The organism is Nostoc sp. ChiQUE02, from assembly GCF_034531305.2.
Taxonomy (GTDB): Bacteria; Cyanobacteriota; Cyanobacteriia; order Cyanobacteriales; family Nostocaceae; genus Nostoc.
Genome location: NZ_JAVRBN020000024.1, coordinates 88,305 through 114,427 on the forward strand (window position 1 = coordinate 88,305; position 26,123 = coordinate 114,427).

The 26,123-nt window shown below is 41.8% G+C and carries 14 protein-coding genes and 2 pseudogenes; 11 read left to right on the forward strand and 5 right to left on the reverse strand.

What is annotated here, in order from left to right; genetic code table 11:
- The 5 genes and pseudogenes from RM347_RS22960 to RM347_RS22980 all read right to left on the reverse strand — a co-directional run bounded on the left by RM347_RS22960 (position 1) and on the right by RM347_RS22980 (position 14,859).
- The gene (locus RM347_RS22960; RefSeq protein ID WP_322720141.1) at positions 1-1,677 is read right to left on the reverse strand and encodes a PfaD family polyunsaturated fatty acid/polyketide biosynthesis protein; all 1,677 of its coding nucleotides are present in this window, start codon (positions 1,675-1,677) and stop codon (positions 1-3) included.
- Positions 1,678-1,905: 228 nt separating this feature from the next.
- The gene (locus RM347_RS22965) at positions 1,906-6,657 is read right to left on the reverse strand and encodes a PfaB family protein (protein WP_322720142.1); all 4,752 of its coding nucleotides are present in this window, start codon (positions 6,655-6,657) and stop codon (positions 1,906-1,908) included.
- A 212-nt stretch (positions 6,658-6,869) separates the two neighbouring features.
- A complete protein-coding gene (locus tag RM347_RS22970) occupies positions 6,870-8,597 on the reverse strand; it encodes an SDR family NAD(P)-dependent oxidoreductase (RefSeq protein WP_322720143.1) in 1,728 nt (575 codons plus the stop codon).
- A 329-nt stretch (positions 8,598-8,926) separates the two neighbouring features.
- A complete protein-coding gene (locus tag RM347_RS22975) occupies positions 8,927-14,356 on the reverse strand; it encodes a polyketide synthase (RefSeq protein ID WP_322720144.1) in 5,430 nt (1,809 codons plus the stop codon).
- 224 nt (positions 14,357-14,580) lie between these two features.
- Positions 14,581-14,859 (reverse strand): annotated as a pseudogene (locus tag RM347_RS22980) (hypothetical protein).
- 1,380 nt (positions 14,860-16,239) lie between these two features.
- On the opposite strand from RM347_RS22980, the gene RM347_RS22985 reads away from it, so the two are divergent.
- The 11 genes and pseudogenes from RM347_RS22985 to RM347_RS23035 form a co-directional block, all read left to right on the forward strand.
- Positions 16,240-17,448 carry an ABC exporter membrane fusion protein gene (locus RM347_RS22985; RefSeq protein ID WP_322720145.1) on the forward strand — a complete coding sequence of 403 codons (1,209 nt, stop codon included), beginning with the start codon at positions 16,240-16,242 and terminating at the stop codon, positions 17,446-17,448.
- Positions 17,449-17,501: 53 nt separating this feature from the next.
- Positions 17,502-18,680, forward strand: coding sequence for an ABC transporter permease DevC (gene devC, locus RM347_RS22990; protein ID WP_322720146.1), 1,179 nt, complete (start codon positions 17,502-17,504; stop codon positions 18,678-18,680).
- Between the two features lie 207 nt (positions 18,681-18,887).
- Positions 18,888-19,892, forward strand: coding sequence for an NAD-dependent epimerase/dehydratase family protein (locus RM347_RS22995; RefSeq protein WP_322720147.1), 1,005 nt, complete (start codon positions 18,888-18,890; stop codon positions 19,890-19,892).
- A gap of 11 nt (positions 19,893-19,903) precedes the next feature.
- Positions 19,904-20,092, forward strand: coding sequence for a hypothetical protein (locus RM347_RS23000; RefSeq protein ID WP_322720148.1), 189 nt, complete (start codon positions 19,904-19,906; stop codon positions 20,090-20,092).
- A 57-nt stretch (positions 20,093-20,149) separates the two neighbouring features.
- On the forward strand, positions 20,150-21,133 hold the full coding sequence (locus RM347_RS23005) for a glycosyltransferase family 2 protein (protein ID WP_322720149.1): 984 nt from the start codon (positions 20,150-20,152) through the stop codon (positions 21,131-21,133).
- 79 nt (positions 21,134-21,212) lie between these two features.
- Positions 21,213-21,680: a DUF2141 domain-containing protein gene (locus RM347_RS23010; RefSeq protein ID WP_322720150.1), complete on the forward strand. Its 468-nt coding sequence runs from the start codon at positions 21,213-21,215 to the stop codon at positions 21,678-21,680.
- 149 nt (positions 21,681-21,829) lie between these two features.
- The gene (locus RM347_RS23015; protein ID WP_322720151.1) at positions 21,830-23,116 is read left to right on the forward strand and encodes a glycosyltransferase; all 1,287 of its coding nucleotides are present in this window, start codon (positions 21,830-21,832) and stop codon (positions 23,114-23,116) included.
- Positions 23,117-23,527: 411 nt separating this feature from the next.
- Positions 23,528-24,805, forward strand: a complete 1,278-nt coding sequence (locus RM347_RS23020; RefSeq protein ID WP_322720152.1) for a glycosyltransferase — start codon at positions 23,528-23,530, stop codon at positions 24,803-24,805.
- A 146-nt stretch (positions 24,806-24,951) separates the two neighbouring features.
- Entirely contained in the window at positions 24,952-25,176 is a 225-nt protein-coding gene (locus RM347_RS23025; protein ID WP_322720153.1) for a hypothetical protein, read from the forward strand.
- Positions 25,166-25,543, forward strand: a complete 378-nt coding sequence (locus tag RM347_RS23030; protein ID WP_322720154.1) for a type II toxin-antitoxin system VapC family toxin — start codon at positions 25,166-25,168, stop codon at positions 25,541-25,543. The genes RM347_RS23025 and RM347_RS23030 overlap by 11 nt, the downstream gene beginning before the upstream one ends.
- Before the next feature lie 318 nt (positions 25,544-25,861).
- Positions 25,862-26,123: pseudogene (locus RM347_RS23035) on the forward strand (RNA-guided endonuclease TnpB family protein); the annotation flags it as partial.

Below are 26,123 nucleotides of genomic sequence, written 5' to 3' on the forward strand. Positions count from 1 at the left end.
TTAAATCTCCAACAATGATGTAGAACGAATAGGGTGATACTGACTGTAATAATCGGAAGCTTGTAGTCCTTGAATTTTTAAATTTTGGACACGGTACAAAAAGGCTGCACCAGTCATAATTTGATTGGCTACATCAACTACCCGACGATTATTTGGTTCAGATAAGTAAGAACCGCGTACCCAGTCATTGAAACCGCCCATTGCCGGGCCACACCAAATTTGATAATCGACTTCTCTACCTTTTTCACCAGAACTAGACCAGCGAGAAGATAATCCTAGATACCAACGGAAAATCAACGCCATTTTCAATTTAGGATTATTGACTGCTTTCCCAAGTTTTTCAGGATTCTTTTGGGATAAATAAGCCGCAGTTCCTTCCCATACTTCGGCAATAGTTTTGCGAAAAACTTGTTTTTCTAATTTCTGCCTTTCTGCCAAAGGAATCTCTTCAATGGAATCATAAGCGCGGTAGAGTTCAAATAATTTCTGCGCTCGCATGGGGAACATTGTACCCCGTTTGAGAACTTGCAATTTGACTCCCATTTCAAACATATCTGCTGCTGGGGCCATTATCATATCAGCCATTTCTGCTTGAGCTAATAACTTTTTGGTATGTTCACAAGCCCCAGATTCAACACAAGACTGATTAATGGAACCGGTCATTATATAAGCAGCACCCATCATAAAGGCTGCTAATGCTGATTGTGGTGTCCCAATTCCCCCTGCAACACCGATTCTAATGGGTGTTTGATAATGATATTGTGCTTGAATTTCATCCCGCAAGGCAATAATAGAAGGTAGCACACAAACCAGAGGACGGTTATCTGTATGACCTCCAGAATCAGCTTCGACGGTAATATCATCAGCCATTGGAACTTTGGCTGCAAGGGTTGCTTGTAACTCAGTAATTAGCCCTTGTTCCAGGAGTTCTTTGATGATTCTGGCTGGTGCTGGTTGCAGAAATTTAGTCGCAACTTCTCGGCGAGAAATTTTGGCAATGATTTTATTTTTGATTTCAATCTGATTGGCGCTATTCAACCCCAATCCAGCAACACGGTAATAAACAATATTGGGAGTCAAGTCGAGAAATGCAGAGGCTTCTACTGTTCTCACTTGATATTTGAGGTATAAATCTACAGCGCGGCGTTCAATTGCAGGTTCGTTGGGGCTGTGGATCAGATTAAATGCGTAGGGCCCTTGAGGTAAAGCTTGCTGAATGCGATTTATGGCTGCTTCCAAACGTTCTGGAGTTAAACCACCTGCACCAAAGGAACTCAAAATTTGCTCTTTTCCGAGTGCAATGACCATTTCTTCGGAAGCAATTCCGCCAGCCATTGCGCCGGTAACGTAGGCATATTTTACTCCATGAGAGGAGAGGAAATTGGGATCTCCAAATTGTTGAATGCGGATTGGGGCTGCAAATGTTAGCAGTTCTACTTGTGCTGTTGTGCCATTATCACCAGGGGATAAATAACCCTCATTAGTGACACCGATTTTTCCGGCGACTTTCACGATGTAGCAGGGTTTATTTAACACCATCAATTTATCTTTGATGGTTTGTTTCTCAAAAGATACAGTTTCTAAAGAACCTTTCCAAACCTGGTTTTTGTTATGAGACCAAGCGGAGAAGTTAAGACCATTATCGTGTTTACTTAGTACCGTATCTACGGTTGTCACGGTAGTTATCCCTCGGATTATACAAACAATGGATGATTAAAGTTGAAGGGTGTAGACTCTGTTAACGAACCGCAGAGGCGCAGAGGGCACAGAGTAAAAGAGTAATACCAATTCTCTGGGAGATGCACGTAATAATTTTTAAACGAACCGCAAAGGACGCAAAGGGCGCGTTCGCGCAGCGTCTCGAAGAGAAGGAAGAGAAGGTTTAGAGAGAATTGGTATGAGATATTAAGATTCGTCGTTAAGCAAATTTTGGGCGCAAGCTAGTTGCAATTGAATGATTTCGCTCATTTGTTGACTGTAATCTTGTCTAGCTTGTAAGAAGGCGGTGTGTGCTTTAGTTATCTTTGAATTATTAGCATTGAGCTTTTGATACTGGGTTTTATTTAAATCGAACATGCTGATGATGCTACTAATTTTTTGAGTTCTGACGGGTGGGAAAGAAACAGGAATTGGCTGTTTAATTGCGCTTGACTCAGAAGATTGTAATTGTTCTCTCGGTTGAAAAACGTTATCAATGATATTTTTCGGTTTTACTTCTTCTGGCTGAGGCAAGATGTTAGGGAAATAATTTTCTTGTTGGGTTATTTGGTTGGAAGTGTTAAGAGAATCTGTAATTTCAGATTGTTGGACATTAGGTATATCTGGATGCTGTATTTTGAAGCGATCGCACTTAATATCCTCAACCAAATTTTCAACCAGTTTGCGATTTTCATCACTCAAAATTGTAGCGGCAATCGCTTTTCCACCCAAGGTAACTGTTCTTAATGTTGCTTTATTTGAATTAGCACTTTCTTGGGCTTTGTTGTACAACGGTGATAAATCCACATTCACCTGATGACTGAGTAGTTTTGCTAATGCTTTGACCATTGAAGCATGGTCATCCATTCCCCTACGATTTAGAGAAACTGTGATATGTTCTTTGTTTCCGAGGATTTTATCAATCCATCGTGAACAAACACTACCAGCACCCGCTTCTAAAAATATTTTGACCCCATCGCCGTAGACACGATTAACTAATTGCGGAAAATCAAGTTCTTGGCACAATCCTTTGGCGATGTTATGCGCGATCGCATCACTATCAAGTACAATCGGTTGATAATCGGCGGCTGAGTAAAAAACGATACCGGGAAGATTTTGTGATGGTAAGCTGTTTACCTTCTTGATTTCCTCGAACTGCGATCGCATCGCCTCACAATGTATCACATGGTCGAAGGGAGCGGGGAAAGCGTTGCAACCTAAAGTTGCAATCACTCGCTTACAGGCTGCATCTTCACCAGCAATTAATACTTCTTCTGGTGTGTTGATTTGAGTTAAGTAGACGTGATCCTCATGTTTCAGGCATTCTCTTACTTGAGATGGAGTAGCCATGAGAACATAGGTATTCCAAAAATTGTTGTTTGGTGAATCTGTTAATCCCCAATACTCACGCACCGCATTTTTAGGACCAGATAACTTATCGCCAAATAGAGGTGATGAGTTTAAGGTGTTACTTCCACCCTCAAAATCACTCCAAACCCCTTGGGCAACCATCATACTAGTTTCACCCAAGCTATACCCAAATACAGATTGCGGCTTGACTTTAAAATCATCTCGGAAAATTGCCGTCATATATCTAGCAAAGGCGATTTCGCTTTCAAACATTGCTAGTGAATCATCTAACAATTGCTTTTCGAGAGTTTCTAGTTGCCTGGTTGTCAATTTAGGTAAGCTTCTGGGATAAACCAGCTTTTCAACATCAGCAGCCCGGTTGTAGAGATTGTTACTTTTTAAGTCCTCGAAAACTTTAGGAAATAAGCGAAAAACAGTCCGACCAATGCCAATATAAGAATTGACTGCTGCGGGGTAAACATAAGCAACTGCTCCAGTTTTACCCAATGGTTTTGCTGTGAAATAACTACCTAGCGGCGTTTGCCAATCTGTGCCGTTTTCAAAGGCATTATTTACACCTTTACGGGCAGATTCAATTTCTTTGAGTAAATCTTTTGTGTTACGTCCTGTAATTGATAAGACGTATTTTGCATCAGATTGCTGTTGAAAGGTAGCGAATGTTTGGCTGGCAGTAGCTGATAAAGAGGAACTGGCTTCAATGGATTTTTGAAGATGGTTTAGGATATCGGGTATAGTGGAGCGATCGCTAACTGCGATAGGAAACAGATGAAAAGGCATTTGTTGCAAATATCTGTTGTCGCGCTCCTCTTGGCTGGGTTCCTCCGATAAGATTAAATGGGCGTAGCTGCCATCTATACCCATGCTATTAATTGCTGCTATTCTGCGTGTGCCGCCTTTATCGACAAACCAAGGTCTTGATTCCATCGCCACATAGAAGGGGCTACCTTCCCATACTTGCGGTGTTTTGACACCAGACCATTTGGGGGTGGCGGGAATATACCTGTAATAAAGACAGAGAGCGGTTTTGATCAAGCTAGCAATTCCCGATGCTGTATAGGTGTGGCCGATATTGGCTTTGACGCTGCCCAATGCACAGTGTAGACCATTGCCCACTTTCGGATAAGCTTGCAGTAAACCTGTGATTTCGGCTTCATCCTCCTGGGGAACGCCACTACCGAAGACTTCCACATAGTTAACTTCTGTGGGTTGAATCTCCGCCATCTGGAAAGCTTGTTTGCAGACATTGCTGATAGCTGAAGCATCAGGTTTTACCAAAGCGTCACTCAAAGTAGAATTACCTTGTGCGAAACTCATGGCATCAATTACTGCATAGATGCGTTCATTGTCTTCCTTAGCAGCTTCGTAGCGCTTGAGGACAACAGCACCCGCACCTTCGCCAACCGTCCAGCCATTGGCTTGTTGGTCATAACCCAACGTGTTGACACCCGTATTAATTGGCGCAAATTGGCTGCGGAACAAGACGTTTTCCACACCACCTGCTAAATCTACCGCACCCACAACCACCGCGTCTACTTCTCCCGTAGCGAGTAGCATTTGGGCAACTTCCAACGCTTTGAGGGCAGAATTTTCGCCAGCGCTAACGGTGAATGCAGGGCCAGTGAAATTCCACAAAGCAGAAATCCGACTCGCCATGATGTTGGCGATGTGACTCACATATTCGCCGATTTCTACTGGTTGATGAATACTATCTTTAACAATGGTTTCCAGTTGGGAAAGCTGTTCAGCAGGTAGAGAAATTCCTTGGTTGAGTAAGCCATCCTTAACTTGCCAAGATAGATTCCATCTTTGCTGTAGCTGATGCACAGAGAATTCTGTCTCTGCGGCAACAATTACAGCCACATTCCCACCCTCCTGTAGTTTCGCATCTTTGACGGCGCGATCGCTAACTTTCAGGAGCAACAATTGTTGTGGGTTTAACTTCTCGATTTCATTTGGTGGGATTTTACACGATAAAGTATCGATTTCAAAATCTTTGATATATGCCCCTACTGGTGCTTTCCCGTCTGTTAAACCGTACTCTTTCAGGACACTTTCTTGATTTTCTATACCATGCCATCTTTGAGGCGGTAGGGAAGTAAAATGCTGTGTTCCATCATAAATACTGCGTTCAAAAGCATCCAAACCATTGCAGTTACCAAAAAAGGCATCCATGCCGACAATGGCAATTTTGGTAGGTGGAACAGGTGGAATTGATTCAACTGATTCTGTTGTATTTCCTTGTTCTAAAATCAGATGAGAATTAGTGCCGCCAAAACCAAAAGCACTGATAGCCGCTCGTTTAATTGGTGCGTTATTATTCGGCCATGCTGTAGCTTTTCTAACAATCTTGTCGGCAGAAATTGTACCTTTTTCTGAAGTTAAAGGTTCCGAAACATTCATGGTTGCTGGAATTACACCATGAGACATGCTCAAAATCACTTTAGTCAAGCCAACCATGCCAGCAGCAGTTAGCAAGTGACCAGTATTTGCCTTAGCAGAACCCACCAGAGGCGCAGCTTTATTTTGACCAAAGAATGTTTCAATGGAGTTAAATTCGGTTGTATCTCCTAGTAATGTGCCAGTGGCGTGACACTCTAAATAATCGATGGTTTTGGGACTAAAATTCGCCTCATTATAGGCTCGTTCAAAAGCTAGGACTTGTCCTTTAGGATTCGGACTCAGTAAGTGCTTACCTTTGCCATCATTCGAGAGTCCATTACCGCAGATGGTAGCGAGAATATTATCGCCATCTCTGACGGCATCAGAATATCTCTTCAGCACCACCATCCCAACACCATCGGCGGGGATTAATCCTCTAGAGGACTTATCTAAGGGACGGCTGATACCGTTTTCTGCATATCCTTGAACACCGGAAAACAACATCCGCACGAATAAGGAATCGGCACAACTGATGGCTCCAGCTAACATGACATCAGCTTTGTGTGACCATAAGTAATGAGATGCTAGTTTAATCGCATAAAATGATGAAGAACAAGCAGCATCCAGACATAAATTAATTTGAGATAGCGATAGAGCTTGAGCAACGATAGATGCTGGTAAGCCAGATATCATCGCATTGTATAAAGATGCTTTGGTTGCACTTGGTAAAGCAGCTAAATCAAAGTCTTTATCCTGCAAAAGTTCTCTGACAGCAGGATTAATAGCTTGCTGGTAAATTGGAGAGAATAATTGATTAGATAATTTTGTCGGGAATGACAAATTACCTAAAATTACGCCACATTTTGCTAGGACAGTTTGATTACCCCAATAACCACTTTGCTCAATTGCTTGTTTAGCGGCATACAATGACCATTTGAAGGTATTATCTAAACCAGCAACAAATTCTGATGGTAGATTGTATTCAGATGGATTAAACTGGAAGTCGCGGATGTATCCGCCTTTGAGGGAATAGGTTTTGTCTGGTGTACCTTTAACTGGATTGTGAAATATTGTCGGATCTACTCCGATTTCTTCGACGGTTGCAGAGGATGTGGAATCTTTTTGATTAACGATGTTCTGCCAGTATTCTTCAGGATTCTTTGCATCGGGGAATAGGCATGATAATGCGATGATGGCTATTTTTTCCACGATTTATATGCTCCGAGTTTGGGTATTTAGCAAGAGATAATTAAAAGGCAGGATTTACGCTGTTCCCCAAACTTTGAAGTGGCAAGTTATAGCAATCCTATCTGAGTTATGAAAATTACTTTTTTTAGCGAACCGCAAAGGGCACGAAGAAAAGAAAGAATTTTACAGAGATTTTAGGACTGCTATAGGTGTTGAGTGGTAAAGAAAGATTATTAGCTTCTGAGCATTTTCATTGACCAAATAATGGCATGAGCGCCGAGCATTCGTGAGTATATTTTACCTTGGCGATCGTGTATGATGAAGTTTGCGATCGCACTACTTGGTGTCTTAGATAGTACTTCACAAGAAACGTAGAATGTTTCGTTATGCGGTATCATCGCAAATTGTTCAAATTTTTCTACTTTTCCAGGTAAACAACCTTCCTCATGAAAGTGTTGTGTCCAAACCCATAAGGCGTGCATACTCAAGTCAGTGGTGTAAGGATTTACCCATTGAACAGGGAATTGTCCTTGTTGCTGTGGTGTGAGTTCTGGCCAAAGACATTCTGTAGTGATTTTTTCAGGACTGATGTTTAAGACTCTTTTGATTTCTTGAAAAGCCGGGCCATGAAATAATGTAGCCCCACCATTTTGATAAAAATCTTTTCCTGTAGCGGTGATAATATTATCTTCTTCGAGATTGAGAGATTCATAAGTGGGTACATCTGGGATTTCTCGCTGGAGATTGAGTTGGGCGCTAAAATGAAAATGGATTCTGCCCTGTGGATTTTTGCTCGAAATTTTGGCTTTAAGTTCGATTCTTTCAAGATTAACTTTAGAAATTTCTTCTATTTCTAAAATATGTTCCTCTGCTAATGTCTCATTGAAAGTAATCCCCTTTAAAACTTTGAAATCTTGGTAGTTAAACAACCGATAACCGGGATATAATTGTTCAGAAGCATTGATAATCCAGGTCATTGCACAAGTTGCTGGTAAAACTGGAGAACCAGCAATCGTATGATCGTGCAAAAATGGATTGGCCTCCAATGTCATTTGGCGACGAATACGATAGGTTCGTAGTTCTGAATCTAACTCCGCCGCCAGGGGAACGAGTGGGCTACCAATGACAACTTGTGAGGTTGCATGGTTGGTATTATCCATTTCTTTCACGAGCATTTGTGCCCCAACTGCAATCGGAATTATTTCAATTTTTCGCTCTTGAAAAATCTTCTTTAATTCTGCTGTCACCATCCCACTGTCCCAAGCGCCCCAGTTGATAGCGACTACATGACACAAGGGATAAGTTTGCTTAAATATATGGGCTGATTTGTTCAGAATTTCATTTGCGATCGCATAATCAGATTGTCCAGGATTTCCGTAAAAGCCTGTGACTGAAGAAAACAAAACTAAATGCTGAAGTTGATTAGGGTTGACGCAAGTTAGCAGGTTTTCTAAACCTTGAACTTTTGCGGTGTAAACTTTTTCAAAATCCTCTTCTGTTTTCTTTTCAATTAATTTATCAGCTAAGTTTCCCGCGCCGTGGATAATTCCGGTAATTGGGCCGAGATGTTGCACAGCAGTAGCAAGTTTTTCTTGTAAAGCTGGCGTATCTGTAACATCAACGCTGATATATTCTGCTTTAGCTCCGGTTTTTTCAATTGCTGCTAGAGTCTTTTTAATTTCGCGGCTAGAGGTAATTTTGTTATATATTTTTTGCACATTCATGGGTGTGGGCTTCTCTCCTTGAGAAAGAAGATTTTCCATGATGCATTTTTTCAATGCGGAGTCATCAGAATTTTGAGCATAATCTGGCTCGGTTTCTAATAGTTCGGAGCGACCGAGGAGGATGAATTTACAGGGTTGCTGTTGGGCTAATCTGATAGTACACTCAGCCGTAATCCCTTTTGCACCGCCGCTCACGACAAAGACAGATGATGGACTAAGCTGGGCTGTTTGTGTCATAAATCCTCGTGAATACCTGTATAAATTGGGTTTGATGTGTAACTTATTTTTGAAACCCCACCTCCATTCCTCTCCCCCACAGGGCTACGGTTTACACGCAAGTCTGAAGTAGCTGATTAACCAGGGTTTTACCCCACCCTAACCCTCCCCTTGTAACGGGGAGGGAACTGGATTTCTTATTTCCCCCCTTACCAAGGGGGGATTAAGGGGGGTAATTCGACTTGTGTGTACACCGACACCGAGGCTTTGATTCTTACTCCCCTTCCCTACAAGGGAAGGGGTTGGGGGTTAGGTTCGAGAGAAAGTTGCACACGGCGTTAATCAACTTTTTAATCGGCGATAATGGTGACTCGTCCTTGTGAGCCGTAGCCAACTTCAGTTATATAAAGGTTGGGGTCGTGAAGTTCGGCGATGATGTTTTGTACTGACTGTTTAGCATCAAGTCTGGGGCTTAGGTCGATCGCACGAGTAAATATCTTTGGCCATTCCCATCTCAGAGTTTTGGTTAAGCCGAATAGTCCAGCGCCGATCGCACCGAAGTTGACTTTGTACTCTAAACCGAAGGCTCCATCAAGGTGAGCTACTGTGCAGAAACAACTACGTCCATGTTTTGCGGCTTCGTTTAGAGAGGGTTTGAGGTGTTTCGCCATCAAAAATACGTGCTTGACGATCGCCTTTTCTGATTCGTTATAGGAAATACTTCCGGTGTGATTTCCTACAAACATCGGATGGAGATGGATGAAGGCCCCAATCGTTCCGCAGTGAGATGCGATCGCTTGCAATTGTTGTTGAAGATGTTCTTCACTTAAGTTTGCTAAGGTGACGCGGGTTACTCCTGTGGGTAAAGGCGCTTGTTGGGCGATGAGCGATTGAGGGAAGCTGATAACTACTACCTTCCAGCCTTTCTCGATTAGGGATTCAGTTAATTTATAGGTGGTGAGGGAACCATCATCGGTGATTAAACCGATGTGTCCCTCTGGTAACTTGAAATCCAAATAATCGGGTTGTGCTAGGCTTCTGAGTTTGACAGTATAGCGCGGGATATTATGCTCTAATTCCGGTGGCTGCTGTTGGACAAACTCAGGCTCAGACTTTTTTTTTTCACCTCCAGCCAACTGCTGTAGGTAATCAACTATTTGACCGATGGTGCGGAGGTCGCCGAGTTCTTCGATATTCGGCTTGGGTAAGTTGGGGTACATTTCTTGCATCGCCCCTAAGATTTCTACCCGTTTGATGGAATCAATTCCTAAGTCGGCTTCCATGTCCATTTCCAGTTCCAGCATCTCGACTGGATAGCCGGTTTTATCGCTGGTGATGGCTAACAGAGTTTCACCTAAGTTTGCAAATTCATGACTTGTAGAAGGAGCAACTTCTGGCTCTGGAGTGAATGCAACAACTACGCTTGGTTCAGGCGCAACGACTACTTCAACTACTGGTGCAGCCTCTACTGCAATCTCAGTTGTTTGTTGTACTTCGTGAATTGCAATTTCTACAGAAACACTTCTGGAAGCGTGGGATTGCAGATACTCGACAACTTGACCAATGGTGCGTTTTTCTGACAGTTCTTCTAAATTGGGCTTGGGTAGGTTGGGGTACATTTCTTGTAGTGCCCCCAAGATTTCCACCCGTTTGATGGAGTCAATTCCTAAATCAGCCTCCATGTCCATGTCCATTTCCAGCATTTCGACTGGGTAGCCGGTCTTGTCGCTGGTGATGGCTAAGAGGTTTTTATCCAAGTCAACAATATCGATGGTTGCGCCAGATACAGGTGCAGCAGTTGTAGGTGCTGGTTCTGGGGTGAAGGCAACAACTTCCTCGACTGGAGGTGCGCTAATTTTGACTACAACCTCGGCTTGGGGTTCTACAACTGGGACAGGTGGCGCGACTACAGGCTCTACTGTCTCGACAGTGGCGAAGTGGGGAGTAGGAAGTGGGGAGTAGGAAGTTTCAACTACAGGCTCTACAGCAGCCGGAAGAGGTTCTTGGGTAACATTGAAGCCATTTTTAGCTACAGGCTCAGTTACAGGCAAAGGCTGGCTTTCTACTATCTTGGTCGGTGCATCAGTAATAATTGTTTCTGTGGTGAACGGAGTGAAATTGCTGAGTTTCTCTGTTAGTTGAGTTGCTCCCTCACCTGAGATGATTTGAGAATACTCTTGCTGGATGAGTTGGAAAAAGCTCTTAGTATATTCCAGCTGCTCTTGGAGATATTGCTCATGGATGCGTAGGGTTTCACCTTGTTGGGAATGAAACTGCATCATGCTGCGCTCTAAGCTTTCCATGACAACTAGCTTCATTTTGGCAGTTTCGGCTGTTGATTTACTTTCACTCAACAAAGAATTCTGCTGCTGCATCAGTTGGAAAAACGCTTTGGCGTATTCCATTTGATGGTTGAGATAAGTACCGTGAACTTGTAAATTCTCGGCTTGATTTTCCTGGAACTGTGTCAGGAGATATTCTAAACTTGCTAAAAGTTGTTCGTAATTTGTAAGTTTTTCTGGTGTTGGTTGCATCTTAGATTCCTGGACTGGTTGTGACAGGGTAACAGGATTCATCTGTTGCTCTGGCTGGGTGATGATACTAGCAGTCACACCGTTCATTGCTGGGGTAAGTTTTTTATGTCCGTTAGTTTCTATCACTGCTACAGGTGGAGTTACACCTGGGCTGCTAAATAAAGGAGCCGCTTCAGAATATTCGGGCGCGGGTAATGTAACTTTATGCCCATCTTGTAAAGCTAGAGCGAAGGCATTTTTCGTTTTTTCGGATCTGTAGTTTATCCCGTTTAAACGTACATTTAATGTCTTCTTCGTCTCAATTGGGGGGATGGTTTGGGGAAGTTGGTAAGGATCGAGGTTATTCAAAGCCAAGCCAATTACCCGTAACTGCACAACTGCTTCTCGCAAGGAGCGATCGCTATTCTTTTGAGTGCTGGGGTTCAAAGATACGGTAATATGTGGGCGATCGCCAAGAATCTCTTTCACCAAGTTGCTAAGAATTCTCCGAGGCCCAAATTCCACAAAGCAAGTACCACCCGCCGCATAGATATTTTCAATTTCCTGCTTAAACAGCACTGAGTTGGAAAGGTGGCTTTCAAGGATTTTTTGAATACCTTGGGCTTCCTTGGGATACTGCTTACTGGTAACGTTGCTGTAAACAGGGATTTTGGGACTTTGGAATTTGACAGACTTGGTAGCGATCGCAAAGGATTTTTGAGCAAAGGCGATTAGCGGTGTATGGAACGCTGCTGAAACAGGTAGCAATACAGCCGTATATCCTTTCTCGTGTAAAGCGTCTTTGACTCTGGCTATTTCTGCGGTCGGCCCAGCCAAAACAAATTGAGTCGGAGAATTTTGATTAGCGATCGCAACTTGGGGAAAATGTCTCAGCACTGCTTCCACTTTGCTGATGTCTTCTTTAACAGCCAGCATACTACCCGCATCATGATCTGGGTCTTCGGGTGCAGCCATTGCTTGACCCCTAGCTTTCACTAAGAACAAGTAATCTTCTGTACTCAAAACCCCCGCAGCCCATAGCGCTGTTAGTTCACCAAAGCTATGACCGGCAACAAAATCTGACTTAAATCCAGCTTGTTGCAGTATGCTGTACATACCTGCACTCAACACCCCGATAGCTGGTTGAGCGTATTCTGTGCGTTGCAAGGCAGCAATTTGGACATTCTTTTCTGCCTCTCCAAACACAGGATGAGGGAAAACGATTTCTGACAACGGTTGCAAATTATCTTTGAGCAACAGGCTATCCATATAACCATGAAGACGACGCATCAAAGGGAAATTCATCACCAGTTCGCGTCCCATCTCCAGGTATTGCGAACCTTGACCAGAAAATAGAGAGACAACTTTTCCGCCCAACTCCATACCAGAGGAACGGTAATAAATCCCTTGGGGATGCTCCCAAGATGCTGCTGACCCTTTGAGTTTCAGCCAGTCAATGCTAGTTTGCAGTAACTTGCAAGCTTCTTCGAGATTTTCAGCGACAAACCCAAATCTGGCAGCAGAAAGGGGTATTTGTTGTGATTTGCACTCATTGACTAATTGTGCATAGTATGCATTTGCTTCAGGTGATACTCCTGCGGAGTCACTTCGTGAACGCAACTTACCTAAAATCTCTTCCGACTTGCTCAACAATTGCTCTACTGTGGGAGCAAACAACAGCACTTCACTAGCGCCACTGTGTAAGCGGTAAGCGGCGTTTTGGTCGGCTTCATATTCTTCCAAAACGACGTGATAGTTGGTTCCCCCAAAGCCAAAGGAACTTACACCTGCGCGTCTGGGTGCTTCCCCTTCTGGACGAATCCAAGGTCTGGTTTCGGTATTCAAATAAAAGGATGAATTTTTAATGTTGAGTTTGGGGTTTGGCTCGGTGATGTTAATTGTGGGTGGTAATACTTTGTGATGTAAAGCCAAAGCAGTTTTAATCAAACTCGCTGCACCCGCAGCCGCTTTTGTGTGTCCAATTTGTGATTTCACACTACCCAAAGCGATGTGCTGCTTTTTATCATCATGTACATCAAAGAAGTCTTTTAAAGAACCGAATTCTGTCGGATCTCCAGCCATAGTCCCGGTGCCATGTGCTTCCATTAAACCAACAGTAGCGGGAGAGAAGCCGGCATCTTCATAAGCACGTTCTAAGGCTTTAACTTGACCTTCTTTGCGGGGAGCATAAATGCTCTTGTAACGCCCATCGCTGGAAGTACCAATACCTTTAATTACGGCATATATTTTATCGTTGTCCCGTTCAGCATCTTCTAACCGTTTGAGGACAATCATCCCGATACCTTCACCCAGCATCATCCCATCCGACTTAGCGTCGAAAGGTTTGACATTTTCACTAGGAGAAACCGCCGGTGTTTTGCTGAACGAAATGTAAGCCATGATGGTGTTGTCGGTATCAACACCACCAGTTAGCATCATGTCAGACCGATGCTCAACTAGCTCACTAATTGCCATTTTTAAAGCACCAAAGGAACTAGCGCAAGCGGCATCAACTACGCAATTCATTCCGCCAAAATTTAGGCGATTGGCAATCCTACCCGCGACGACGTTAGCTAACATTCCAGGGAAAGCGTTCTCATCCCATTTCACATAAGCACTTTTGATTTTATCAACGATTTTTTTGGTATCCTCGTCAGATAAACCACTGCTTTTAAGTGCTTTTTCCCAAATTGGATATTCCAATCTCGCCGAAAGTGGCATTCCTAATTGCTTGGCCATAGCCACGCCTAAGATTACCCCAACCATCTCGCGGTTAAACTCACGTTTTTCGCCATACCCTGCATCTTCCATTGCCTCTTTCGCAACCACTAAACTTAATAGTTGCGATACATCTGTGACTTCCAAAATGCTAGGTGGTATACCAAATTCCATCGGGTTAAAATCTACCTCTGGAAGAAACCCACCTCTTTTACAGTAGGTTTTATCTTCAGTAGTTCTGGGATTTGGATCGTAATAATCTTCGACACTCCAGTGAGTGGAAGGAACATCAGTAATACAGTCAATTTTATTTACTATATTTTGCCAGTATTCCCGCAAATTTCTGGCTTGAGGCAATAGAGAAGCCATCCCAACGATGGCGATAGGATTGTGTTGTAATTGTCTGTTAATTCTGTTGATTGACACTGATTTATCTGATTTGTCTGATTTCATGTTTTTTTCCTCTATAGACCTCATCACAGCCTTTTCACAATTATTGATAAGGCTTTCTAACTCCGCTAAGGCAGTATCAATTGAATAAGCAGACATAGGGCATAGTGAGTACTGTGGATTGTGTAGCTACAGTAATTTCTGTTGCCTACTAATTAATGAAAAACTCTCGTTTTGTAAGCAGTTAGCTATTCTGTCTCTGCTAAATGCTTTTTTCTAAATCGACACCACACGACACATACTGCCCTGAGAAAGCCTTAAATTTATAGGCGATTTTGGCACGCTGCGTAGGCGTAGCCCGTCGTAGACATCGCACAAAAATGTTATACAACGCTAGACTCTTGATATTGTGGCAATAGGTCGATGACGTTGTTAAAACTGGTAAAATAGTCTTGGAGTGTAATAGTTGCTTGACCAGTGAATTCAATCCATTTGTAATAGTAGAGATTTTGAGCAATGGTATCCTACTGGAGCAATGAAAACTGAGGAGTAGCTAATGGAACAGAAACGCTTTTTTCACCCGAAACTATTTGATGATCTCGCCTAACTACAGCAACAAAGCTGGTATTAATGACAACGTTCTGTATCTTGATAAATGTCATAGCCAGTTTCAACGTCCGGGATAATGTATTTTATGGGATTTAACCCAGGAAAGTTGACAAGTTCGTTACAGAAAAGACACCGCCTTTAATCCGAGTTTATGCAAGTTGGAAAAGTAATTAAACGATCGCAAGGTGATGACAAAGCAGTTATCTTTAGTTATTTTTAATTTCAAAATCTCAATTAAATAACTAGTTTGTCTAACCACTTTAAAGCATTGAATTAATAAAAACACTAACATACTTTACAGAAACTAAATCATTTCTTTAAAGTTATTTTATAAATAACCCTATACTTTTACTGATGTGAATTTTGAATAGAATTCAGCATTAAAGTATAATTTGTAACTATATAAATATGTGAAATATTTTTTTACCTACGGGATAAACATAAATTTTCTCTTGATTAAGTTAACAGTACCAATCTGTTGTCTAGTAAGTAACAATTCCATGAATACATAGATAAATTGAATAACCATAAGTATTTTATCTCAGAGAAACATCATAATTGAGTCAAAGTTTTTGGTTATTTTTCAATATAAGTCAAGTTAAGAAGCAAAGCAGTTATTTATAAAGCAAATGTTAATTTTCAGTATGTTACTTGATAAACATAATCATGATTGCATTAGTGGTTATAAACCTCAACTACACAGACAAAACCTACCAATCTGGTTTAAACAATAGGCTTAAGCTGTTTATCTTAAAACTAGGTAAACTTGCATCACCGTGTACTAATGTATTTTAAGATGTGCGTTGGCATAACGCACCAAAGGTATCGCTTCATGCCTTTAATTACTAGAGTCAAAACTGATAATAATGTCTTATAGTACACAACCTTGCTAACAACTATCTGTTAGTAATATCAAATCTGCTTTAAAACTAATCATCTCTTGAGATTCAATTGGCAGATGAGAGATTAGTAATGAGTAGATTTATTCAGTCTCTAATCTTACTGTGAGGAAATATTTTAGTGATAAGATCAGGACTTATGGCAAGAAAAATACTTGACAAATTACAACTTTATTGCGATGATTAAGGACAAGTTTATCCAAGTTTTTAGTTCATTTTTACTGGCGCTTCGTTGTTCTTGAGAGTTAAGTTTTCTGGTCAGCGCTATTGTATTTTACGCTACTGGATTAGATGTCAAATTAGGATATAACTTAGGAAGCTTTGAAGTAACACGCCATTAATTTTCACGCCACAATAGTAAGTTTGGGCGGTAAAAGCGTACAACAATTCATATAAAACCAATTTAGACCCATCCACTTGATTAAGGTAGAAAACCTAGAGGAAAAGCCCTCTTGATAATTTGCGGATGAGTCTATTCTAATCGACTAAATATAACCAGGCTATCTCCTAGAAAAACAGAATTGGAATGAAAATATGGCAGTAAATAAAGAAAGCCGATTATTCACAAAACCCGTAGGCCGATCGCAAGTAATTTTAGCAGCTTCTCTAACTTTAGCGGCGGGATTAATCACTTTCTATAGCTTGGCCCCGTTTTGGTCTAAACCGAAAGTTGTGACACCATCGGCGAATCCTCCAAAAGCTGCCACGCCTGCGAAAGTTGCTGTGACTGCCTTGGGACGTTTGGAGCCAGAAGGCGAAGTGACTTCTTTGACTGCTCCCGCTTCCAGTAATGGAGTGCGAGTAGACAGACTGTTGGTGAAAGAAGGAGATACGGTTAAAGCAGGGCAATTATTGGCGTATCTAGAAAATTATGGTCGTTCTAGAACCGCATTGCAACAGGCTTTAGACCAACTGCAAGTTGCCAAAGCTAAACTAGCGCAGGTGAAATCTGGAGCTAAAACTGGAGATGTCGATGCTCAAAAGGCAGCGATCGCCCGTTTAGAGCCACAATATAAAGGGGATGTTGCAACTCAAGAGGCGACAATAGCCCGCATCCAGGCGGAAGTAGACAATGCTCAAGCTGAGAACGATCGCTATCAGCAATTATATAAACAAGGTGCGATCGCAGCTTCTATAGCAGATACCAAAGCTTTGCAACTAAAGACTACACAACAGCAGCTAGCAGAAGCTCAAGCCACCCTCAAGCGGACTCAAGACACATTCCAAGAACAACGCAAGCAAGCACAAGCACAACTCACGAGTATTAGTGAAGTGCGTAGTGTAGATGTTCAAGTTGCCCAAACCGAAGTTAACAGTGCAACAACTTCTGTTCAACAAGCAAAAGCCGACTTGGATTTAAGTTACATCAAATCTCCCATAAATGGCAAAATTTTGAAAATTAACGCCAAAACCGGAGAAGTCATCAGCACCAGCAGAGGATTTGCTGAGATAGGTAAGACATCTCAAATGTATGTGATTGCAGAGGTGTATCAAACCGATGTTCAAAAAGTGCGTGTAGGACAAAAAGCCACCATTACCAGCACTGCATTTACTGGAACATTAAAGGGAACTGTGAAAGAGATTGGTTGGCAAGTTGATAAGCAAAGCATCTTCAGCCTCAACCCTGGTTCAGATACAGACCGCAGAATAATTGAGGTAAAAATCTCTATCGATAATCCCGCAGATAGTCAGCGGGTGGCTCGTTTAACCAACTTACAGGTGGATGTTGCCATTCAGATTTAGTCATTGGTCATTTGTGAATGACAAATGACAAATAACAACTAACAAATAAATTCATGATTTTCAAAATTCCTTTAGCATGGCTACAGCTAGCCCAGCAAAAAGTTCGTTTACTAGTAGCTGTAGCCGGGATTGGTTTTATTGTGCTGCTAATGTTTGTGCAACTTGGTTTTCAAGATGCTCTATATTCAAGTGCAACCGCAGTGCATCAGAATCTCAAGGGAGATTTATTTTTAGTTAGTTCGCAATATAAATCTTTGACCTCAAATCAGAGCTTTTCGCGGACTCGTTTATATCAATCTCTGGGGTTTGATGGCGTAGAGTCAGTTAGCCCCATGTATTTGCAATTTGCCAAACTTAAAAATCCAGCAACTGGTGAGAAATATTCAATATACGTTATTGGTTTCGATCCAGGTAGACCTGTGATGAACATCCCAGAAGTTGAGAAAAATTTAGATAAACTCAAAACTCCCGATGTTATGCTTTTTGACCGAAGTTCTCGCCCAGAGTTTGGCCCAATAGCTGAAAAATTTAATGCGGGAGAAACTACACAAACAATTGAAATATTTCCCTTCAATTCATTAATTGGTTATAGAGTGAGAATTGGCGGTTTATTCAGCTTAGGACCTTCCTTTGGGGTAGACGGAAATTTACTTGTTAGTGATTCAACTTTCCTCAGAATAAATCCCAATACTCGTCCGGCAGATATGATCGATATCGGTTTGATTTCCCTCAAACCTGGAGCTAATGCAGAAACAGTCCTGAAAAATTTGCAGGCAAGTTTGCCTAATGATGTCCAAGTTTTTACACGCAAAGGCTTCATTGATTTTGAGAAAAAGTATTGGGCTGTTAGAACACCCATTGGTTTTATTCTTAACTTGATGTTGACAATGGCTGCGGTTGTTGGTGTGGTTATTGTTTATCAAATTCTTTACAGCAACATTGCTACACAGTTCGTTGCTTACGCCACTTTAAAAGCCATAGGTTATGCCAATAGTTACTTATTAAATGTGGTATTTCAGCAAGCTTTGATTTTGGCAATTTTAGGTTATATTCCAGGATTTATTACTTCTGTGTTGTTATACAGCTTTGCAGCAGAAGCAACTAAATTACCAATATTTATGACCTCGAATAACGCACTAATTGTCTTCACATCAACAGTATTAATGTGTATCACATCAGGAGCGCTTGCTATCAACAAACTTCGCTCCGCAGATCCAGGAGAGATTTTCTAGCTGATTCATAGCAGCAAAATAACCAAGCTTTTGCCATGATATAGACTCATGACTATAGATTGGTAAGCCTCTCCACAGAAAATTTTCTCTTTATATCGTTTTTAGATAAAAGATTTAAAAGTCTTTAGCAAAATTCCAATTTTGTATAAGTTTTAAGTTTTTTACCTAATAACTCAAATTCACCTATTTAACAATAATTACGACTTTATGAACCTCAAAAACAAAACCCTCCTAATTACTGGGATTGATGAACTTGTCGGTTTGCGTACAGCCGAGTTAGCTATAGCGCAAGGAATGAAAGTTCGTGGACTGCAAAGTTCTACAGAAAAGAACAAACAATTACAAAATTTAGATATTGAGGTAGTTATTGGTAGTATTACCGATCCTACCGCTGCCCAAAAGGCTTGTCAGGAAGTAGACATCGTTTTACATACAGATCAAATTGCCGAAGAAGCTGGCGCAATTAACCATTTCCGTGATGTCAATGTTGGGGGTACTGTCAACATAGCGAAAGCTGCTAAACAAGCTGGCATCAAAACATTTGTGCATCTATCCAGTGTGATGGTCTACGGTTTTAACTATCCTAATGGTGTTACAGAATCCGGGCCACTCTCTGGCGAAAATAATCCATACTGTCAAACGAAAATAGAAGCCGAAACAGCACTCTTAGAACTGAATAATCCTCCAGATTTCGGCATCATCATTATTCGAGCCGGAGATGTTTATGGCCCAGGAAGTATCCCCTGGATAGTCAGACCAATTCTGATGATGCGTCAAAAATTATTTGCCTGTGCTAACGATGGTAAAGGAGTAATCAATCATGTGTATATAGACAACCTGATTGATGGCATCTTTCTAGCGATAGAAAAAGAAACCTATGGTGAAATATTTAATATCACCGACGGACAAGAAACTTCCTGGAAAGAGTATTTTATGCGTTTAGCAGCAATCGAAGGTTTATCACCACCGCTTTCATTACCGAAAGATGAAATTAAGTTGTTTCTAAAGCTACGCGTTCAGGGACAAAAACTTTTTCGTAAAAAAGTTGATATCTTACCAGAGTCCATAGATTTTATGACTCGTCCCTACGCTTGTTCGATTGCCAAAGCACAAAATTTGTTAAATTATAAACCAACAATTGACCTAGAATCAGGAATGCAGCGAACACATGAATGGCTGCAAAAAACAGATATTCAAAGCTTGATGAAATAGTCCACAGATTTTTGGAATCATTGTTGCATTTTCAGGAGACGCGACGCCAGTCGCTACAACGGGGAGCCACTCCGTTGGGCGGCTTTGCCGACTTGAAGGAAGTGGCGTGGGAACCCCCGCAACGCGCTGGCTCATTAATCGCGTCTGTACAAGATGTGAGGTATCAAAGTATTCTAAATTCTGACGTTGCATCTGCCTAACAATTATCTGCAATTAAGCATAAAATAATCCACAGATTTTCCGAATACTTGTTTTCTATGAGTAGTAATCAGCCACGATTGAGCATCGGATTACCTGTATACAATGGTGAAAAATTTATCAAAGAAGCCATAGATTCACTCTTGGCTCAGACCTTTGAAGATTTTGAACTAATTATTTCAGATAATGCATCTACAGATAGAACTGAAGAAATTTGTAGAGCTTATGCCGAGAAAGACCAACGTATCTGTTACTACCGCAATGACAAGAATATCGGTTGCGCCCGTAACTTCAATCGCGTCTTTAAATTGTCTTCGGGTGAGTACTTTAAATGGGCAGCCTATGATGATCTACATTCTCCAGATTTTATCAAGAAGTGTGTTGATGTGCTTGACCAAGATCCTACCGTAATCTTGTGTCACTCCCAGGCATATTTCATTGATGAACAGGGAAATTTTATCCAAAATTACGATATCAAACTCAAGGCAGATGCACTAAAACCACAGGAACGTTTTCACGAATTGCTGACTAAACATTTATGTTATCAATGTTACGGAGTAATTCGCGCCAGTGCTCTGAGAATGATACCGCCTATGGGTGGTTATGGTAATGCAGATGGAATTCTCTTGTTAAGGCTTGGTCTTCTCGGTCGGTTTTATGAAATCCCCGAATACCTGTTTTTTGCCAGAAGCCATCCGCAACAATCAATGAGTATGTTTTTTCCCAATTACTTGTTGTTTTCGGACAAAAATCAAAAACCATTATTGAGTATGCTGCCTGATTATTATGCATACGCAGTGTGGTTTGATTCAGCAAATAAAGGACAAATTTTGTTGCCACATTGGAGAATAATCTGGGAGTATGTACTCTCCATTTGGCGTAGTCCCCTGAGTTTGGATGAGCGTCTATGTTGCCATAGAAGCCTACAACAGCAGCTAAAAGGGACAGAATATCTTTTGCTGAAAGATTTACTAAAAGTGCTGCAATCAATTTGGAAAGATTGGCAAGGTGCATTAGTTAAAAAACAGCAAGTCAGACTTTGAACGAATCATTTCAGAAAGATAAGCTGGCAGATACAGCTTTTTTTCAATCTAAAACTCACCTATTTTTCATTACAAAATTATGCTGAAACTATCTCATATATCTCATGTTTTGCTTGCTACTTTAGTGAGCATCAGCTTTGCTAAAACAGTGAATGCAGAGCCAACTGCAACATTAAGCGTTGTAGTAAATGGAATACATCACCAAAAAGGTGAGATTTGCTTCAGAGTTTACGCAAGCGAACAAGGATTTCCGATGAGTAATGCTAGTGAAGCTCAAAGTGGCTGCGCTAAGATTACTGGCAATTCTGTAAAAAAAGAATTCTCCGGTTTGAAGCCTGGAACTTATGCTGTCGCCGTAGTTGACGATCAGAATGGCGATCGCAAACTCAATAAAGACTTTTTTGGTATTCCCCAAGAAGGTTTTGGGATTTCCAAAAATCCAACTGTGTCTATACAAACAGGTACACCAAAATTTCGTGATGCCAGTTTTGTTGTAGACAAAAATACAACTGTCAACATCATCATGAAATATTCGCTGGATTCGTAAAAGCGACTGGGGACTAGGCACAAAGACATGGAGACACGGAGAGTACTTTCACCGTGTCACCGTGTCTCCCCGTTACCGCATTGTTCCGTCACCCCGTCACTGCGTCTTCCTAATCCCATTTCCTTATTCTGTCGGAGACTAAAAATTTAATGGAAGATTTGGCAATATTTCTGTCTAAGTCTTTGATGGGTTGGCTGGTTATTCAGGTGTGTTTTACGCTTGTCTTTATATGGTATCTGCGCTCATCCAAAAAAAACTTATTACCAGATGACCAGTTACCCAAAACCGCAGTGATTCTTTGCCTACGCGGAGCCGATCCGTTTTTGCCTAGATGTTTGCGATTGCTCCTAAATCAAAACTATCCACAGTATGATTTAAAGTTGATCGTTGATAGTCACGAAGATCCCGCTTGGAAAATTGCCAGTGAAACCATCACAGAGCAAGAAGCAACTAACGTTCAAATCAGCCCTTTGAGAATAGTACGCAACAATTGTAGTCTCAAATGCAGTTCTTTAATCCAAGCTGTCCGTGAGTTGGATGATTCCTACAAGGTGGTTGCCTTAGTAGATGCTGACACCATAGTCCATGTGAATTGGCTCAGAGAATTAGTCAGTCCTCTTGGGGATGCTAAAGTAGGGGCGACAACAGGTAATCGTTGGTACGTACCTACAGGTAAGTATTGGGGATCTTTAGTGCGCTACGCCGGCAATGTATCCACAGTAGTGCAAATGTTTATCTTCCAAATTCCTTGGGGTGGGAGTTTGGCGATAAAAACAGAAGTGCTTCGCCAAACAGAACTGCTAGATAAGTGGGGACAAGCTTTAGGCGAAGATTTTATGATGCACGACATCCTCAAAAAACAGGGGTTGCAGGTAAAGTTTGTGCCTTCGTTGCTGATAGTAAATCGTGAAGAAACTGATTTATTCAACTTAATAGACTATCTCAAGCGCCTCATCCTTTGTTCTCGACTGTACCACCCGCGTTGGTTAGCTTTAGTTAGTGAAGCTGTTTCTAGCATTTTGTTTCCGACTACAGTCATTATGTTAGTTCTAGAGTCCTTGTTAGAGGCAAAATGGGAAGCCGCGGCTCTCTTGCTAGTCTGCTATGGAGTCTATACCGTCGGATTACTCTTGATAATGCTCGTGTTGGAATTAGAGATACAGCGAGTGGTTCGCTCTAATGACCAGGCGATGCCTACCGGCAAGCCGTTGCACGTCTACGCCAAATTATCAGCTGCTACAATCATCAAAATGTTAATTGCAATTCCGTTGACACAGTGGGTTTATGGGTTAGCGATGCTATCGTCACTGTGGGTTTCAACAGTCACTTGGCGCGGTGTCAGCTATCGAGTTCAAGGGCCCTGGAATGTCCGCTTAGTGGAATATCGCCCTTATCAATGGTTAGATCAGCCTATTGATAGCAAGGTTTCTCTTTGAATTGAATTGCTAGATATGAACTAGGGTATGAAAGTTCTTACACTAAACATTCCCTAGTCTTCAAATTATATTATCTTATATTTAGTAAAACTATATTACCTATAACCCTCGTCAAAATACACGCTTTGTCTTGTTGATTAGCAAAATGTATTTGCATGAATGACAAGGGTTTAGACAAATATATTAAGGGGAATTTTGATTTAGTATTCTGGATGTTTTAATAGTTTCTAAACCAATTTTAGAAACATCCGCTTCACAATCGATAATTTCGGCTAATTGAAAATGCGTAAATCCTTAGTCTAACTGTATTAGTGGGAATTTCTGATTCAAATAATCAGAATGTTCATGAAACATTTGCTGCGTAAATCCTAAGTTCAAAACCAGCATTTTCGTGAAATATTCCCCTTTCTTATGACTAAGCAAAAACTTCGCATTGCACTGTTTACAGGGTTGTACGCTCCCTTCTTGACTGGAGTTTCCGTCGCCGTCCACCAACGGGTTCGTTGGTTGCTAGAGCAGGGACATGAGGTTTTTCTAATCCATCCCCAAATTAACGATCGCTACCCCAAAAATGTCGGCGATCGCCCCATGCCAGGATTGAATGAAATCCAGTCTTTCCCCAACTTCTCTGCTTACGCATTCCCCACACAACCACTGATATTCTACAAGTCTCTTCCTCAACCGTTGAGCTATCGGCATTGGAGCGATACTAAGTTGCTGGAGAAATTCCAGCCGGACATTATCGTGGTTGAAGAAGCCGCCCAAATGAGAGGTTTATACTCATTTTTCTTGCAAGGTTATGGTCGCCCAATCGGCACTCAATACGCAAGACGAACAGGCACGCCAACAATATCACTCTTCCACACTGATATCGTTGCATATATCAAATATTACTTTGGGGATAAATTCTTTAACTTGGTTCGTCCCATCATTCCGGCTGTGGTCAAGCAATTTAGTGAGTCTTATGACTTCAATTACTTTTCTTCTAAAGAACAACTCACTAAATACGAAGAACTGAAATGCCAACGCGCCGAATATGTTCCTTATCAAGGCATCGATTGCGAAAAATTCCACCCGCGAAACATTTGTTACAACCCAATTCCTAACGATAATCGACCGACTCTCCTGTTTGTCGGACGTATCACACCCGAAAAGAATGTCAATCAACTGCTTGATATATTCCCAGTCATAGCTGCCAAAATTCCTGATGTTCATCTGGTGATTATTGGTAGTGGCCCGCTAGATGAAGAGATCCGTGAGCGTGCTAAAAAGTTTGGATCGGGTATTACTGTATGGGGCGAGTCTCACGGTACAGAACTCTTGGGTTGGTTTGCTAGAGCAGATGTCTTTGTCAACCCCTCTGTGACTGAGAACTTCTGCACTACTAATAACGAGGCGTTAGCTTCCGGAACCCCTCTGGTTGCTGTTGTTGCACCGTCAACCTCAGAACAGGTATTTCCTGGTCGTAACGGCTTTCTTGCCCAACCTAACAACCCAACAGATTTTGCCCAAAAGGTGATTGCAATTCTAGAAAACCCCGATTTGAAAGCAGATATGACTCGGCACGCTCGCCCCTCTATACTCGAATTTGATTGGTCAGTATGTATGCAGAAATTTGAACACAAACTTTACCAAATCGTTGAAGGATCGCAGAAAGTGGAGGTAGGTACAGGCAGTATAAGACCATAGCGATAACAAACGCGATCGCTAGTATTTATGGTACTAGCGATCGCGTTTGTGACTTTGACTCAGGCTGTTAGTTAAAGGATGTGTAGGCATAGCCCGTCGTAGACATTGCATTAAAATGAAACCAGAGTTCAAAAGCTGGGATAACAATGGAAGTTTTTCAACTGACGACAACTGTTGATGCATCGGGACATTTGCATCTTGATATTCCAACACAGCTAGCGCCTGGCCAGGTAAATATTGTGGTTGTTCTGAATCAAGTTGCATCAGAAAAAATACAAAAATCTGATTATGATTTTTCCGATCTTGCAGGGAAATTGGTCTGGGAGGGAGATGCACTAGCGATGCAAAGAGTGCTGCGGGATGAGTGGTAGTCGCTACTTGTTGGATACAAATGCGATCGTAGCAGTGCTACAAGGTAATTCACAACTGCTGCAACTGTTGCAAAATGCTGATTGGATAGGGATTTCGATTATTAGTCAAATTGAATTTTTAGCATTTTCTGGGTTGAGTCAGGGAGATCGGCAAGTTTTTCAGCAATTTATCCAAAGAGTTGAAGTTGTTAGTTTAATAGCTGGTGATACAGTGTTAATTGAGCAAATTATCCAACTTCGTCAGCAATATCGGCTGAAACTACCCGACGCAATCATCGCTGCGATGGCGCTTCAGGCAACTGCGAACCTAGTAACGGCAGATCGGGAATTTGCGAAAGTATCAACATTAGCGGTTATTGGCTGGTAGCGTAGACGCGTAGCGGTGAGGGGGTCGCAGTCTTCTCCCAAGGGGAGACGCTAAAAGCGATGGCGGTTCCCGTCGTTAGCGCAGCGTTAGCGACGCAGGAGCGTCTTGCGACAGCGCAGCGTTAGCGACGTTAGGAGCGTCACCCCCGAACCCGTTGGCGCAGCCTCTCGTAGAGAAGGGCTTGTCGCCAGACTTTATGAGGCGTGATGTTTATATCCCCCGAATTCTATTCGGGGGATATAAGCGAATTGCTGAATTGATTCAGCATTCTTATGCTAATTGTGGTAAATAAGAATGTAGTTGGTTGGTCGAGCCTTCATGAGAATTTACGAGTTTAAAGTCAAGGGAAAAGATAAGCAGTATAGAGCAATAGATGATGCTATTCGTACATCTCAATTCATTCAAAACAAATGCTTGCGGCAATGGATGGATGTTAAGGGTTTAAGTAAATACGACTTGAATAAGTATTGCGCTGTGCTTGCTGATTTGTTCCCCTTTGCTAATGAACTCAACTCAATGGCTCGGCAGTCTGCGGCAGAACGTGCGTGGAGTGCTATAGCTAGGTTTTCTGAGAACTGTA